Source organism: Noviluteimonas lactosilytica (genome assembly GCF_020866925.1).
Classification (GTDB): domain Bacteria; phylum Pseudomonadota; class Gammaproteobacteria; order Xanthomonadales; family Xanthomonadaceae; genus Noviluteimonas; species Noviluteimonas lactosilytica.
The window spans coordinates 366,023-381,555 of record NZ_JAJGAK010000003.1 but is presented as its reverse complement, the minus strand read 5'-3'; the positions used below and the strand labels follow the sequence as shown (position 1 = coordinate 381,555).

General features: G+C 68.3%; 13 protein-coding genes. 9 read left to right on the top strand and 4 right to left on the bottom strand.

What is annotated here, in order from left to right:
- Positions 1–94 precede the first annotated feature (94 nt).
- Positions 95–586: a hypothetical protein gene (locus LK996_RS13755; RefSeq protein WP_230527929.1), complete on the top strand. Its 492-nt coding sequence runs from the start codon at positions 95–97 to the stop codon at positions 584–586.
- 129 nt (positions 587–715) lie between these two features.
- On the opposite strand, the gene LK996_RS13750 is transcribed toward LK996_RS13755, so the two are convergent.
- The 3 genes from LK996_RS13750 to LK996_RS13740 are packed head-to-tail and all read right to left on the bottom strand — an operon-like array spanning position 716 to position 3,256.
- Positions 716–1,468, bottom strand: coding sequence for a sulfite exporter TauE/SafE family protein (locus LK996_RS13750; protein WP_230527928.1), 753 nt, complete (start codon positions 1,466–1,468; stop codon positions 716–718).
- A gap of 14 nt (positions 1,469–1,482) precedes the next feature.
- On the bottom strand, positions 1,483–2,346 hold the full coding sequence (locus LK996_RS13745; protein WP_230527927.1) for an MBL fold metallo-hydrolase: 864 nt from the start codon (positions 2,344–2,346) through the stop codon (positions 1,483–1,485).
- Between the two features lie 22 nt (positions 2,347–2,368).
- Positions 2,369–3,256 carry a S1/P1 nuclease gene (locus LK996_RS13740; RefSeq protein WP_230527926.1) on the bottom strand — a complete coding sequence of 296 codons (888 nt, stop codon included), beginning with the start codon at positions 3,254–3,256 and terminating at the stop codon, positions 2,369–2,371.
- 110 nt (positions 3,257–3,366) lie between these two features.
- On the opposite strand from LK996_RS13740, the gene gap reads away from it, so the two are divergent.
- From gap to LK996_RS13715, 5 genes are all read left to right on the top strand, one after another.
- The gene (gap, locus tag LK996_RS13735; protein ID WP_230527925.1) at positions 3,367–4,368 is read left to right on the top strand and encodes a type I glyceraldehyde-3-phosphate dehydrogenase; all 1,002 of its coding nucleotides are present in this window, start codon (positions 3,367–3,369) and stop codon (positions 4,366–4,368) included.
- Between the two features lie 147 nt (positions 4,369–4,515).
- Positions 4,516–6,267, top strand: a complete 1,752-nt coding sequence (locus tag LK996_RS13730) for a sensor domain-containing diguanylate cyclase (RefSeq protein WP_230527924.1) — start codon at positions 4,516–4,518, stop codon at positions 6,265–6,267.
- A gap of 63 nt (positions 6,268–6,330) precedes the next feature.
- Positions 6,331–7,509 (top strand): phosphoglycerate kinase, encoded by a 1,179-nt coding sequence (locus LK996_RS13725; RefSeq protein WP_230527923.1) that lies wholly within the window; start codon positions 6,331–6,333, stop codon positions 7,507–7,509.
- Positions 7,510–7,595: 86 nt separating this feature from the next.
- The gene (locus LK996_RS13720; protein ID WP_230527922.1) at positions 7,596–9,689 is read left to right on the top strand and encodes a DUF3857 domain-containing protein; all 2,094 of its coding nucleotides are present in this window, start codon (positions 7,596–7,598) and stop codon (positions 9,687–9,689) included.
- On the top strand, positions 9,689–11,980 hold the full coding sequence (locus tag LK996_RS13715) for a tetratricopeptide repeat protein (protein WP_230527921.1): 2,292 nt from the start codon (positions 9,689–9,691) through the stop codon (positions 11,978–11,980). Before LK996_RS13720 ends, LK996_RS13715 begins: the two co-directional genes overlap by 1 nt.
- A 30-nt stretch (positions 11,981–12,010) precedes the next feature.
- Here the strand turns inward: LK996_RS13715 and LK996_RS13710 are convergent, their stop codons facing one another.
- Positions 12,011–12,601, bottom strand: a complete 591-nt coding sequence (locus LK996_RS13710; RefSeq protein ID WP_230527920.1) for a GNAT family N-acetyltransferase — start codon at positions 12,599–12,601, stop codon at positions 12,011–12,013.
- A 33-nt stretch (positions 12,602–12,634) separates the two neighbouring features.
- On the opposite strand from LK996_RS13710, the gene pyk reads away from it, so the two are divergent.
- The 3 genes from pyk (at position 12,635) to LK996_RS13695 (ending at position 15,424) form a co-directional block, all read left to right on the top strand.
- A complete protein-coding gene (gene pyk, locus LK996_RS13705) occupies positions 12,635–14,110 on the top strand; it encodes a pyruvate kinase (protein ID WP_230527919.1) in 1,476 nt (491 codons plus the stop codon).
- A gap of 126 nt (positions 14,111–14,236) precedes the next feature.
- Complete coding sequence (locus LK996_RS13700) at positions 14,237–14,791, top strand: energy transducer TonB (RefSeq protein WP_230527918.1); 555 nt, start codon at positions 14,237–14,239, stop codon at positions 14,789–14,791.
- A gap of 48 nt (positions 14,792–14,839) precedes the next feature.
- A complete protein-coding gene (locus tag LK996_RS13695; RefSeq protein ID WP_230527917.1) occupies positions 14,840–15,424 on the top strand; it encodes a hypothetical protein in 585 nt (194 codons plus the stop codon).
- Positions 15,425–15,533 lie beyond the last annotated feature (109 nt).

Sequence of the window (15,533 nt, the reverse complement as noted above, 5' to 3'; positions counted from 1 at the left end):
CGAAAGAGCAGGCTGACGTCGAGTCTCTCGACACCTTAGCGAGCAGGAACCGCTCACGCACATTCCGGATTCCATCAATTCGGAATGTTGCGGCGTGGCGATCACGGCTGATGCGCACCGCTGGTTGCTGCGCTATGTCGAGCACGTGGCAGTGTCCGGCGTCCCGCAAAATGCGACGGCCAAACAGGCCGTTGCATTGACGCGCTTGCAGCAGGCGCATCTCACGAGGCATCTGACAGCGTATTGGGGGAAGCCCTACGAATGCCCGCGAGTGCTCGATCTCAAGCCGCGCCACGGGTATGCGAGCCGCGTGTTGAAGGACGGCTTCGACCCGACTGACTTCGTCGAATGGTTGGTCGCCGGCTGCTCGGATGTCGCGGAAGTTGCAGTACAGGAGAATGGACGCCCGTTCCTTATCCTGCCTGCCGTCGATGCGCGCTGGTCGTGCGACTTCGAACTGATCGTCCCCATCACGTCCGACGCGTTCGGATACGTGCATGTCTTCGACGTCATCCCGAAGGGCTTGCCTGCGCGCAAGTGCGAACAACGCGGGCATAAAAAAACAGCCCCCTCGGCAATCCCCTAGACCACCCGGCGAATGGGTGCTGAGCTATGGGGCGCTGTAGGGCTGTTTCGAGGGGCGATCCTACTCCGCCCGCCCGCCAGCCGCAAACCGGGCAAGATGCGATTCAGCGCTGATTCTCGAGGAGAACGCTCACGCCGCGAACAGGAGTTTCCCCGCCGCGATCAGCAACACCACGCCCAACGCCTGTCGCAATCGCGCGACAGGCAACCATCGCAGGCCGAACTGCGTCCCGAGCAACGCGCCCGCGGCGACCGCGACCAGCCACGCGGGCAACGCGGTCGGCAACGTGCCGGTGGCGCTCAACAAGCCCGCGAGGCCCGTGAGCGAATTGATCCAGACGAATGCGACCGACGTGCCGCTTGCCTCGCGCGTCGGCATCCAGTGCGCGAACAACAGCAGCGGCGTGAGGAAGATCGCGCCGCCGGTGCCGGTGAGGCCCGACAGCAGTCCGATCGCGGCGCCGATGAGCAACCCGAGCGACCACGGCACGCGACGTCCTTCCGCTGCGTGATCCTGCACCTGGGCGCGCGATGCGCTGCGGAAGATGCCGATCGCGGCAACCAGCAACACGACGCCGAGCAGAGTCGAATACGCTTCCTTCGGCAACTTGATCTGCGCCGCGAAGAACGCCACCGGCGCCGACGCGAGCACGAACGGCAACACGTTGCGCCACTTCACCTGCCCGCCGCGCCAGAAGCGGAACAACCCGATGCCGCCGACGAGCAGGTTCAGCGCAAGCGCCGTCGGGCGCAGTTGTTCCGGCGCGAAGCCGAGCAGCGCCATCGAGGCGATGTATCCGCTCGCGCCCGCGTGGCCGACCGACGAATAGAGCGTCGCGACGATGAAGAACAGGGCCGCGGCGGCCCATTCGGCTTCCGTCATGGATCAGTGTTTCCTTACACGCGGTCGAGGGGAATCCTGAGATAGCGCACGCCATTCCCCGATGGCGGCGGCAACGCCCCCGCACGAAGATTGACCTGCAACGACTGCAGGATCAGCGCCGGCATCGGCAGCGTCGCATCGCGCGCCTGGCGCAACGCGACGTACTCGGCTTCCGATGTGTCGGCGCGCAGGTGGGTGTTGTCGCGCTTCTGCGCGCCGATGGTCGTCTCGCACGCGACTTCGCGCCCGTTCGGGCCGTAGTCGTGGCAGACGAATACGCGCGTGTCGTCGGGCAGCGCGTAGAAGGACTGGATCGTGCGATACAACATGGCGGCATCGGCGTTCGGGAAATCGGTGCGCGCGGTGCCGGCGTCGGGCATGAACAGCGTGTCGCCGCAGAACAGCGCGTCGCCGATGCGATACGCGACGCAATCGGCGGTGTGGCCGGGTGCGGCGATCACCTCGGCGTCGATGTCGCCGATCGCGAACCGGTCGCCCGCTTCGAACAGGCGACCGAACTGCGATCCGTCGAGCGCCACGTCGTCGCCGAACTCGAACACCGGCGCGAAGCTGCGCTGCGTCTGCCGGATGCCCGTGCCGATGCCGAGCGTCGCGCCGGGAAACTGTTCGAGCAGCCATTGCGCATCCGACAGGTGATCGGCGTGCGCGTGCGTTTCGAGCAGCCAGCGCACGTCGAGGTCGTTCGCGCGCACGTGGTCGACGAGCTTCTGCGCCGAATCGTGCGTCGTGCGCGCGGCCTTCGCGTCGAAGTCGAGCACGGGATCGATGATCGCCGCCTTGCGCGTCGCCAGGTCCGATACGACGTAGCTCCAGGTGCCGGTGGCGGGATCGTGGAAGGCGGCGACGTCGGGGCGCATGGCGTGGCTCCTGCGTTTGGGGTCAGGGCGCCGGCGCGCCCAGCGTGTCGTCGAGCAGCCGTGCCAGCCGCCATGCGGCCTGGCGCACGCGCTGCTCGGCCAGCGGCCGGTTCGCGTCGAGGTAGGCGCGATCCAGCTTGTGTCCTTGCGGATACAACGAACGCGCATCGACGAGGCGGCAGGACTCCTTCGCCCACGCCATCGGTTCGCTGACCGCGCCGGATTCCGGCGGCCACGGCAGCGCATCGAGGCGATCGGCATAGCCCGCGAGCCCGAGGCCGGGATGACCGGGCTTGTCGACGCCCACCTCGCCGAGGATGTAGTAGTCCCACACCGAGTGCAGGTTGGTGCCCATCACGCCGTCGACGTAGTGCTTCTTCGCGTAGGCCTCGGGCGCGAGCGTCGTCGTGAGGCTGATCTGGTACTTGTTGCCGCCGGCGTCCTGGTGGTTGTTCGCGTGCATCGGCTGGTGCATGTCGCCGACGAAGTGGACGAGGAATTTCAGCGCGTCGCGGCGCGCTTGCAGCGGCTGCGTGCGGTCGCCGAGGATCGCGCGCTGCGTTTCGACCGCGCCCACCACGCACTGGCCGTCGGGACAGTCGCGCGCCATGTCGAAGTCGCAGGTGCCGTCGTTCGTGTTGATGTAGTGCCAGCGCGAAGTGGCCTTGAAGCGCGCCGGGTCGTTGTCGCGCAGGTCGTCGGCCCAGGTGGCGACCCCGGCGAGGGTCGGGTCGGGCTCGCCGGCCAGCAGCGTCGCGATCTCCGCCTGCGTCGTGGCATTCACGTGGCGAGACGCCAGTTCGCCGACCATCCGGTGCCCGAGCGCGCTCCACGCATGGGCCGCGGGCGCGGCCAGCAGGGCCCCCACGAGGACGGCGAGGGGGGCGAGCGCGTGCGGAAACCGGGTCATACAGGTGGCCGTGGGGGAGGGAGTCGCTAAAATACCGGGCTTCCCGGGACGCGGGCCACCGCGACCCTCGATCTTCTCCGGTATTCATTCCCCTCGCTCCAGGAGCTTCCATGGCGATCAAGGTTGGTATCAACGGCTTCGGCCGCATCGGCCGCAACGTGTTGCGCGCTGCCGTGCAGAACTTCAGCGACATCGAGATCGTCGCGATCAACGACCTGCTGGAGCCGGACTACCTGGCCTACATGCTGCAGTACGACTCGGTGCATGGCCGCTTCAAGGGCGACGTCAAGGTCGAGAACGGTGCGCTCATCGTCAACGGCAAGAAGATCCGCCTGACCCAGGAACGCGACCCTGCCAACCTGAAGTGGGACGAAGTCGGCGCCGACGTCGTCATCGAATCCACCGGCCTGTTCCTCGACAAGACCACCGCGCAGAAGCACCTCGACGCGGGCGCGAAGAAGGTCCTGTTGTCGGCCCCGTCGAAGGACGACACGCCGATGTTCGTCTACGGCGTGAACCACGCGAAGTACAACGGCGAAGCGATCGTCTCCAACGCGTCGTGCACCACCAACTGCCTCGCGCCGATCGCGAAGGTGCTCAACGACAAGTGGGGCATCAAGCGCGGCCTGATGACCACCGTGCACGCGGCGACCGCGACGCAGAAGACCGTCGACGGTCCGTCCAACAAGGACTGGCGCGGCGGCCGCGGCATCCTCGAGAACATCATCCCGTCGAGCACTGGCGCTGCGAAGGCCGTCGGCGTGGTGATCCCGGAGCTCAACAAGAAGCTCACCGGCATGTCGTTCCGCGTGCCGACCTCCGACGTGTCGGTCGTCGACCTGACGGTGGAACTCGACAAGCCGGCGACCTACGCCGAGATCTGCGCCGAAATGAAGGCGCAGTCGGAAGGCGCGCTGAAGGGCGTGCTCGGCTACACCGAAGACAAGGTCGTGGCGACCGACTTCCGCGGCGACGCGCGCACGTCGATCTTCGACGCCGAAGCCGGCATCGCGCTCGATGCGACCTTCGTCAAGCTGGTGAGCTGGTACGACAACGAGTGGGGCTACTCGAACAAGTGCCTCGAGATGGTCAAGGTCATCGCCAAGGGCTGACCGCGGCCTGCATTGAGGAACGGGTCACGGCCCGGTCTTCACATCGCGACCCCGCTTCGGCGGGGTCGCGTCGTTTTGCGACGTAGTGCCGCCTCGCGGGGCGTTTCCCCGTTGCCGCGTCCACGGCACATCGGTAGCTTGGCATCCATGGCGGCGGCGGTTCCCATCGGTATCCGGTCGGCAGGTCCGGACTGGGCGCTGCGGCGCGACTTCGCGCGTCTTCTGGTCGTCGCGGTGGTATTGCCCGCCTTGATCCTCTGCGCATTGCTCGCGTGGAGCCAGTCTGCGAAACAACGCACCGACGCGGCGACGCAACTGCGATCGGCCGCGGAGATCAGTGCGCGCGGCTTCGACGAATTCCTGCAGGTGCATGGCGCGGCGACGCGCGTGCTCGCCGCGCGCCGCGGTGCGGAAGCGATGGAAGACCGCGGCGCGTTCGCCGACCGCGCCAGCTGGACCGGCGACCTGCGCCGCCTGCGCGACCAGTACCCCTCGTTCGCCACCATGCGCGTGCTCGATGCGCAGGGCCGCGTGATCGCCGCCGAACCGGCCGATCGCACCGGCGTGTCCCCCGGCCCGTGTTTCGACCTGGTCGCGCGCGATGACGCGCCGGCCAGCTCCGACGTGTACCGCGCCGCGCCGAACCAGCCGCCGCTCGCCTGCGTCGCATCGCCGATCCGCGTGAACGAACGCTTCGCCGGCATCGTCGAAGGCGCGATGCGCGTGGAAGCCTTCGCCGGTGCGCGCGTGGCGTGGTTGCGCACGCACGGTTACGAAGCGGTGCTGGTCGATCGCCTCGGCCAGGTCGCGTATGCGAGCAGCGGCTTGCCGTTCCAGGCGATGGATCGGCTCGACGCCACCGGCGGCGGCAAGGCGCTGGGCGCCGTCGCACCGGGTGCACCCGAAGCGGGCTGGCAACGCGTCGATGGCGTGCTGCACGACGATGCCGATGCGTATGCGATCGCGATGGGTCTCGACAGCGGCTGGCGCCTGCTGGTGCTGATGCCGAAGGAAACCCTCGACGCGCAACTGTTCCGCACGATCGCGACGATGCTCGGCCTGCTGGTCGCGGTCGCCGCGGGCGTGCTCGGCATCGCGTGGTGGCAGATGCGCCGCCTGTCGATGAGCGTGCACAAGCTGCTGGTGCAGATGCAGCGCTTCGCACTCGAACACGCCTCCTCGCCGATCGAACCGAAGTCGATGCCGCAGGAACTCGCGCCGCTCGCCGACGCGATGAACTCGCTCAGCGACCGCATGGCCGACGCCTATCGCGCGACCAGTCGCAGCCTCGAGGAACAGCGCCGCCTGCGCGCGTCGCTCGAACAGGTCGTCGACGCGCGCGAACGCGAGATCGCGCAGCGCACCGCCGAATTGCGCAACGTCGTCGCCGAACTCGATCGGCTCAGCCGCACCGACGCGCTCACCGGTTGCCTCAACTACCGCGGCTTCCGCGAAGCGGCGAACCAGTTGTGGCGCGAGGCGCGCGACAACGGAACCATGCTGTCGGCGCTCGCCCTCGATATCGACCACTTCAAGGCCTACAACGACCGTTACGGCCATCCGCGCGGCGACAACGCGCTCAAGCGTTTCGCCGGCGCCGTGCGCAGCGCGCTCTACCATCGCGACGACGTGATCGTGCGCCCCGGCGGCGAAGAATTCATCGTGTTCCTGCCCGACACCACGCTCGAGCAGGCGGTGCGCGTGGGCGAGCGCATCTGCGCGAGCGTGCTGCACGCCGACATCGCGCACGCCGGCTCGCCGGTGGGCGTGCTGACGGTGAGCATCGGGGTGGCGACCAACCTCCCGGAAGACGGCGACGACCCGGAAGTGATGCTGGCGCGCGCGGATGCGGCCCTGTACCGCGCGAAGCACCAGGGCAGGAACCGGGTCTCGCTCTGAAGGCCCGCCCCGGATGGGGCCGGTACAATGTGCGCCCCTCAGATTCGCCAAGGCGCGCGCCCCATGCCCATCGTCCGGATGTCCGACCTCGACCTGCGCGGCAAGCGCGTGCTGATCCGCGAAGACCTCAACGTGCCGATCAAGGACGGCAAAGTCACCTCCGAACAGCGCATCGCCGCCGCGCTCCCGACGCTCGTGTCCGCACTCGATCAGGGCGCCGCGGTGATGGTGATGTCGCACCTGGGCCGCCCGACCGAAGGCCACTTCACCGAGGACGACTCGCTCAAGCCGGTCGCCGAACGTCTCTCCGAGCGCCTCGGCCGCGAAGTGCGCCTGGTGCGCGACTGGCTCAGCGGCGATTTCACCGTGGCGCCCGGCGAGATCGTGCTGCTCGAGAACTGCCGCATGAACATGGGCGAGGGCAAGGACGACGAGACGCTGTCGAAGAAGTACGCCGACCTGTGCGACGTGTTCGTCATGGATGCCTTCGGCACCGCGCATCGCGCGCAGGCGTCGACGCACGGCGTCATCAAGTTCGCGAAGCAGGCCGCCGGCGGTCCGTTGCTGATGGCCGAACTCGACGCGCTGGCGCGCGCGCTGGAAACGCCGAAACGCCCGCTGCTCGCGATCGTCGCCGGCAGCAAGGTGTCGACGAAGCTGGAACTGCTCGGCTCGCTCGTGTCGAAGGTCGACCAGTTGATCGTCGGCGGCGGCATCGCCAACACCTTCCTCGCCGCGATCGGCAAGCCGGTCGGCAAGTCGCTGTACGAAGCCGACCTTGTCGACACGGCGCGCAAGATCCTGGCCGATGCGAAGGCACGCGGCGCGGACATCCCGATGCCGACCGACGTCGTCGTCGCGCCCGCGTTCGCCGCCGATGCGCCGGCGACGGTGAAGTCGGTCGACGACGTCGGCCCCGACGACATGATCCTCGACATCGGCCCCGACACCGCGAAGGCCTACGCCGACATCGTCATGAAGGCCGGCACCGTCGTGTGGAACGGACCCGTCGGCGTGTTCGAGTTCGACGCGTTCGGCAAGGGCACCGAAGCGCTCGCGCGCGCGATCGCGCAGTCCGATGCGTTCTCGATCGCCGGCGGCGGCGACACGCTCGCGGCCGTCGACAAGTACGGCATCGCCGGCGACGTCGGTTACATCTCCACCGGCGGCGGCGCGTTCCTCGAGTTCCTCGAAGGCAAGACGCTACCTGCGGTAGCGGCCCTGCAGTCGCGCGGTATCTGATTTCGTGAGACCCGGTGGCCCGCGGCATCCGTGCCGCCGCGGGCCGGTGTAGGCTGGCGCCGGGGAAATCAAGCACGGAAGTACCGATGAAGCGCTGGACGTTGGCGTTGGCCCTCGCGATGGGCCTTGCGTGTTGCGGAACGGCTTGGTCGGCGGACGTCAAACAGGCGGACGTCGAACACAAGCGCGGGGATTTCAAGTTCTACGTCGGGCCGGCGCCGGCCTTCGTCGAACCGCATCCGGTCGCGGCGACGTGGGATCCGAAGGCGCCCGGCGCCGACGAAAAGGTCTGGCGCTATTGGCTGTACGACGAACAGACCGACCACCGTGGCGGTATCGATGCGTCGTACACCGATTACGCGTACGAATCCCGCACGACGGGCAACGTGCGCGACGCGGGCAAGTACCAGATCGAGTTCAACCCCGAATACCAGCGCCTCGTGCTGCACGCCGTGGCACTGCGCCGCGACGGCAAGTGGGAGGACCGCCTGCTGCCCGACAAGATATCGCTCGCGCGTCGCGAAACGGATTTCGAGAACGACCTGTCCGACGGCCGCGTCACCGCGTTGATCGTCCTCGACGACGTGCGCGTGGGCGACGTCGTGCGCGTCAGCTACACGATCACCGGCAGCAACCCGATCCTCGCCGGACAGGGCTGGGATGGCGTGGCCACGGCCTGGCGCAGCCCGATGCACGACCTGCACATGCGCGTGCTGTACGACCCCGGCACCCAGGTGCAGGTGCATCAGCGCAACGGCGCGCCCGCGCCGACGGTGCTGAAGGAACCCGACGCGGTGGAAGCCACGCTCGATGTACATGGTGCAACGCCCGTGGTCGACGAAGGCAACTACCCGGTGTGGTTCGATCCGTCGCCGCGCCTGCACCTCGGCCCCGCGCGCGGATGGAACGACGTCGTCGCATGGGCGATGCCGCTGTATCCGGCAGCCGGCGCGCTGCCTGCGGACCTGCAGGCGCGCATCGCGGAATGGCGCAAGCTGCCCGACGCGAACGCGCGCCTGACCGCGGCGTTGCGCGCGGTGCAGGACGAAGTCCGCTACTTCGGCGTTGAAATGGGCAGCAATACCCACCGCCCCGCCGACCCCTCCGAAACCTGGCCCCGTCGCTACGGCGACTGCAAAGACAAGGCGTACTTGCTTTCGACGATCCTCGCGCAGCTCGACATCCGGGGCGTGCCCGCGCTGGTGTCGACCACGCGCGGCCGCGGGCTTCGCGAAATCGAACCGACCGCGGCGGCGTTCAACCACGTCATCGTGCGCGCGACCATCGACGACAAGCCGGTATGGGTCGATCCGACGATGACGCAGCAGGGCGGCGATCCCCGCACGCTCGACCTGAGCGACTACGGCGTGGGCCTGCCGATTGTCGCGGGCACGACGGCGCTCGAAGAGATCGCACCGCCGGCAAAGGCGGAGGCGGGCATGGACACCGTCGAGCGCTATACGCCCGAAGGCAAGGACGGCAGCCTCAAGCTGGAGATCGAAACGACCTACCGCGGCATGAACGCGAACTACGCGCGGAGCAGCCTCGCGGGCTCGCGTCCCGACGAGATGGAACGCCGCTACGCGGATTACTACCGCAAGCGTTTCGGCGAACTCGAGTCGGTGCAGGCGCCGAAGGTCGTCGACGATCGCAACGCCAACGTGCTCAAGATGTCCGAGAGCTACGTGCTGCGCGCGCCGTTCGAGGTGGAAGGCAACATTCGCGGCCTCGACGTGTGGGCCGAAACGCTCGACGGCATCAGCCAGCTGCCATCGACGATGGCGCGCAAGGGCCCGATGGAAACGGGCACGCCGGCGGCCTATCGCCACGAAGTCTCGATCGCCGCGCCGCAGGGCTGGCGCGCCACCGTCGCGCCGGAGCACGAGAAGTACAGTTCGCCCGCGTTCGATTTCGCGCGTGACATTTCGAAGGACGGCGAGACCGTGAAGGTGGTGTACGACTTCAAGGTCACGGCGTCCGATATCGATGGCGCGCGTGCGACCGCGCACCTGGAACAGATGCGCAAGGTGCGCGACGCGCTTTCGGCACGCCTGCGCTTCGCACCGCCGGCCGCGACGCTGGAAGCCAGCGAACGCGACAAACGCCTGAAGTCGTTGCTGCGCGATGTCCTGGACAGCGGCAGTGGCGACACCTCGAACACGACGCAAGGAGCTCCGTGATGCACAAGCTGTTCCCCTCCGTCCTGGCGCTGGCTTTGTTCGCCGCGTGCAGCGCGCACGCCGCGACGCCGACGCCCGCGGCCGCGCCCGACGTCGCGCGCGATCCTGCTGCCGCGTGGGACCACTTCCTGGCCAATGCCGACGGATCGAAGGGCATCTTCGATGCGTACAACGTGATGGATGACGTCGGCTACAGCGACAACGAAGTCGATGCCGACGCGTGCCGCACGCACGCCGCCGCGGTCCGCGGCGCGGTGGAGCGCGTGCCGGTCAGCATTGCCCTGCATCGCACCGCGATGCTGTGCGCCGACGCCACGGGCGACCAGGCGACGGCCGAACGCGAAACCGCCGCCGTTGCCGCGCTCGCGAAACTGGCGTTGTCGCAGACCGGCGAGTCGCGGTCCGGCCGCCCGGCGCGCGTGCTGCGGCCGGTCGATGCGCGCGCGGTGGTCGTCACCGCGGGCCTGAGTGGCCTGTACGCGTACTACCCGGAATGGCGCATCTATCGCTACATGCCGATCGTCGTCGCTGCGTGGGATGAAGATCGCAAGGTCGAACGCCACCTCTCGTTCGACTTCCTCGATGCAACGACCGCGATCCTGCGGAATCCCGAAGCGAAGTACCCGTTCCTCCGCACGTCGGTGGCGAAGAGCTTGCTGGACGTCACGCGCGATGCCAACCACCCCGAAGCCACCGACGCGGTCGCCTGGCGCGAAGCGCGCGAGACCGCCGACCCGTCCGCGAGGCGCGACATCGCACGTCGCGGCGCGACCGCCGGCGGCGTGATGTCGGCGCGCTTCTGGCTGCTGTTGTGCGAACGCGAGAACGCCCCGGAGCGCTGCGCCGACGGCTTCGTCGACACGCTGCTGCCGTACGCGGAAAAGAACTACGGTTACCAGACCATGCTGCTCGCCTGGGCCTACGCGAACGGCGTGGGCGTCGATCAGGATGCCGCCGTCGCCGACAAGCTGCTCGATCGCGCCGACGCGCACTGGTCGAACATGGGGGCGTCCGTCGCCTACCTGCAGCTTTGGTACGACCTCCACGACGAACCTCTGCCCGCGGCGCTCGCCGCGCGCCTTGCTCGCGCCGAAGCCGCGGGCAACGAGAACGCGACGATGATGCGCCTGCGCGCCATGCTCGCGGACAACGAGACCGCAGCGCTCACCGACAAGGACATCGCCTTCCTCGAACGCCGCAGCCAGAACGGCCGCGGCGACGGCTTCGCGATGCTGGCCGACTGGGCGAAAGCGAAGAAAGACGACGCTGCGCACGCACGCTGGTTGAAGCAGGCGGCCGAAGCGGGCGATCCCGACGCGCAGGCCAGCGAAGCCTTCCGGATCGCGTACGCCGCCGACGGCCCGCACGACGAAGCGGCGGGACTGCGCATGTTCGAGGAAGCCGCGCACGGCGGCTCCTCGTTCGCCGGTCGCATGTTGTCGTACAAGGCGCAGGCGGCCAACGACGGCGCGGCCGCCGAACGCTGGCTGCTCGACGGCGTGATCAATGCCGAGGACCGCTTCGCGGCGGCCGACCTGGCGTTGCTGTACGACCGCAAGATGCCCGGCGCGAGCGCCGATGGCGACGCCGCCGCGCTCTACAAGGCACTGGAGATCGACGGTCAGGCCGCAGCGCGCCGCCTGCTCGCGGTCGGCTTCATGCGCGACGACAGCACGCCGAAAGACATCGTGCGCGCACGTGCGTTGCTCGAGTCGGATGCGAAGCAGGGCGACCACGATTCCGAGGCGCTGCTCGGCACGTCGCTGCTCAACGGCAGGCTCGGTCCGGTCGACGAAGCCGAAGGCACTCGCTGGGCCGAGCGCGCACTCGCGGGGAATTCGGACGCCATCACCGCCGACTACGGTTACTGGCTCTTCTACAAGAAGGCGACCGACGCATCGCGCGCGAAGGCCGTCGAGGTCTGGCACAAGGGTGTGCGCAACAAGGACGAGGCTGCAGCGAACAACCTCGCGTGGGCCTACTGCACCACGCAGGTCGACGGCTTCCGCGACGGCAAGGCCGGCATGCAGATCGTCGCCGAGATGGGCGCGATCGAAGACCTCAACTGGGGATACGTCGACACCGTCGCGGCGTGCCGCGCGGCGAGCGGCGATTTCGCCGGCGCGGTCGAGTTGCAGAAGAAGGTCGTGGACCAGTGGCAGAAGATCATCGCCGGCTACGCGAACGCTTCGGCGGACATCGTGAAGCAGTCGCGCGAAGTGCAGGAACGACTGGCGCTGTACGAAGCGAAGAAGATCTACATCGAGCCGCTCGACAGCCAGATGGAATGAGCCGGCCGCGGTAAACCGCTGGCGCGACGCTCAACCGTCGCGCCAGTCCTGCGCCAGCAACCCCAGCACTTCGCTGTCGGCGATGTCGCCGCCGACGATCCAGCGTTCGCGCATCAGGCCCTCCGTGCGAAACCCGATGGCGTGCAGCAGCCGGCGCGACGCGTCGTTGCGCGGATCGATGTCGGCCTCGATCCGGTGCAGGCCCAGGTGCGCGATCGCCCACGCGATCGCGCGCGACACCGCATCCCGCGCGAGCCCCTGGCCCCAGCGATCGGCACGCAGGGCGTAGCCGATTTCGGCGCGGCGATTGCGCGCATCGAAGTGGAACAGGGTGCATGTGCCGATCGCTTCGTCGTCGTCCCGAGCGGTGATCACCCAGCCCAGGTGCGTGCGCGCTTCGAACTGCTCGTGGCATTCGGCGACCAGCCCGGCCGCTTCGTCGCGCGAGGTCATCGGCGGACGGCTCCAGTAGCGCATCACCCGCGCGTCGGAGAACACGGCGAACAGTGCATCGGCGTCGCTTTCGCGAGGGCCGCGCAGGCGCGTCCGTCGTCCCCGCAGTTCGGGGAAACCCGGCAGTGCCGCGAGCGCGTCGTCGATGGAAAACGTATGCAATGCCATGGCCGGTTCGCGGGGCTGTGGTAGAACACTTTAATGACTCCGACCACGCACCGCCGCCGCACCCGCATCCTCGCCACCCTCGGCCCCGCGACCGATCCGCCCGGCGTGCTCGACGCACTGCTGGAGGCGGGGGTCGATGTCGTCCGCCTCAACTTCTCGCACGGCGATCCCGCCGGCCAGGTCGTGCGTGCGCAGGCGTTGCGCGAAGCCGCGCAGCGCGCCGGTCGCGAAGTCGGCCTGCTCGTCGACCTGCCGGGTCCGAAGCTGCGCATCGAACGCTTCGCCGAAGGCCGCGTGCAGTTGAAGGCGGGCGCGCCGTTCGATCTCGTCGCGCGCGCCGACGCACCGCCCGGCACCGCACGCGAAGTCGGCATCAGTTACCTCGGGTTGCCGAACGACGTGCGCGCCGGCGACACGTTGCTGCTCGACGACGGCCTGATGCAATTGCGGGTGGAATCGGTCGAAGGCGACCGCATCGCCACGACCGTGCTCAACGATGGCGCGCTGTCGGATCGCAAGGGACTCAACCGCCTCGGCGGCGGCCTGTCCCTCGGTGCGCTGACCGATCGCGATCGCGAGCTCATCAAGATCGCCGCGCAGATCGACGCCGACTTCATCGCCGTCTCGTTCTGCCGCAACGCCGCCGACATGGAAGAGGCGCGCGCGATCGCCCGCGCCGCCGGCAGCGATGCCGCGCTGGTGTCGAAGATCGAACGCACCGAGGCGATCGACAACCTCGCCGAGATCGTCGACGCGAGCGACGTGGTCATGGTCGCGCGCGGGGATCTCGGCGTGGAAATCGGCGACGCGGAACTGCCGGGCCTGCAGAAGAAGATCATCCGCGAATCGCTGTTGCGCAACAAAGTGGTGATCACCGCGACGCAGATGCTGCAGTCGATGGTCGACAGCCCGATCCCGACGCGCGCCGAAGTCCTCGACGTCGCCAACGCGGTGATCGACGGCACCGACGCGGTGATGCTCTCGCAGGAAACCGCGGCGGGCAGTTATCCCGTGCGCGCGGTGGAAGCGATGGCGCGCATCTGCGTCGGCGCCGAGCGCCAGTTCGAGTTCGATACCGATTTCGAGAAGGCGCCGCGCAACCTCGAACGCGTCGACCAGGCGATCGCGATGGCGTCGATGTTCCTCTCCGAACACATCGGCGTGCGCGCGATCATCGCGATGACCGAATCCGGCGGTACCGCACGCTTCCTGTCGCGTTTCCGCTCGACCGTGCCGATCTACGGACTGTCGCGCTTCATCGGTGCGCGCCGACGCATGGCGATGATGCGCGACGTGTTCCCCGTCGAGTTCGACAGCCGCGGCCTGGCGTCGCGCGACGCCGCGCGGCAGGCGCTGAAGCTCCTCCACGACCAGGGCATCCTGGACGTCGGCGACCGCGTCATGTTCACCAGCGGCGACCACATGGAGCACCACGGCGCGACCAATACGCTGCGCCTGTTGCAGGTCGGCCCGGAAGGCCGCGCCGAAGGGCTCGGCGACCTCGCCTGAGCCGGCGCGCCTTCAGGTAACGGAACCGGTACGAAAGCGCCGACCAGCGGCCGTTGCTCCCTCCCCGAAGCGGGTGTATTCCGGTGGCGAAGGTTTCGCCAGCGGCATTCGCCGAGGAGGCCTGCCATGCACGTGCGGAGCATCGTGTTGCTTTGTGCATTGGGAATCGTCGCGCCGGCATTCGCCGGGCAGGACATCGATGTCGTCGAGGAAGGCGGCATCCGCGACAAGTGGATGTTGAAGGAAGGCGTGCCGATCGCCGTTCCGGTCTATCCGCCGGCGTTCGCACCGCGCAAGGACGCGGTGTGCGTCAGCGTGGGCTATCTGCTGAAGGCCGACGGCACGACGTCCGACTACACGTTGCTCAAGGCCTGGAACAGCGCATCGGGCAACGACGACGAACCCGCCGACGGCTACTGGATGGCGTTCGCGAGCGCCGCGGGCGATGCGCTCGCGCAGTGGCGTTTCCAGCCGCGCCCCGAAGTGAAGCAGGCGACGCCGGTGTACACCGTCGGCACCTTCGTGTTCGGCGGCGCCGCGGGCGCCCCGGCGCTGCGCGACCATTGCCGGATCGCGAACCTGACTGCGCTGCTGCGCGACCTGCGTGGCGCATCGGGCCGCCGCGTCCCCGCGATCCTCGCCCAGCTCGACCTGCGCGACAGCGGACTCGGCCAGCGATAGCATCTGCGGCACGTTCCGCGAACCGTTCCGCTTTCCAGGAGTCGCCCCATGCTCGTCCGCAATTCCCTTCGCGCGCTCGCCGCGTTGTCGCTGTTGGCCGCCGTATCCGCCAACGCCGCCGAACCCGCCACGGCGATCGCCAACGAAGGCGGCATCCGCGACAAGTGGATGCTCGCCGAAGGCGCGAAGCTCGCCGCCCCCGGGTATCCCGCCGAGTTCGCCCCCGACATGCGCAACGTGTGCATGGCCCTCGGCTACACGATCAACGCCGATGGCACGACCAGCAACTTCCAGGTGCTCAAGCAATGGAACAGCGCCACCGAGGAAAAGGAACCGCAGCCGGGCTTCTATGAGGCCTTCGCGAAAGCCGGCGCCGCGGCGGTCGGCCAGTGGAAGTTCTCGCCTCGCCCCGAAGTGACGTCGCCTGCGCCGGTGTTCACCGTGGCCACGCTGAATTTCCAGGCGACGCGCGACCTCACCGCCGCCGACCTGCGCGCCCATTGCCAGATCCCGGACCTCGCCGACCACATGGCGAAGACCAAGAAAAAGAACATCAACGACCACCAGATCGACAACGACAACCGCTCGCGCGATGCGGCGATCCGGCGGGCGGCGGGGACGCCCCGTAACTAGTGACCGGGGGTCACCGGGAGAAGCCGCGTAGCGACTTCTCCCGGGGTCCGTAAAAGTAAGCAGCCGTTCATGGCGCGCAGGCAAATGATGCGCCAACGGCCGGGGATGG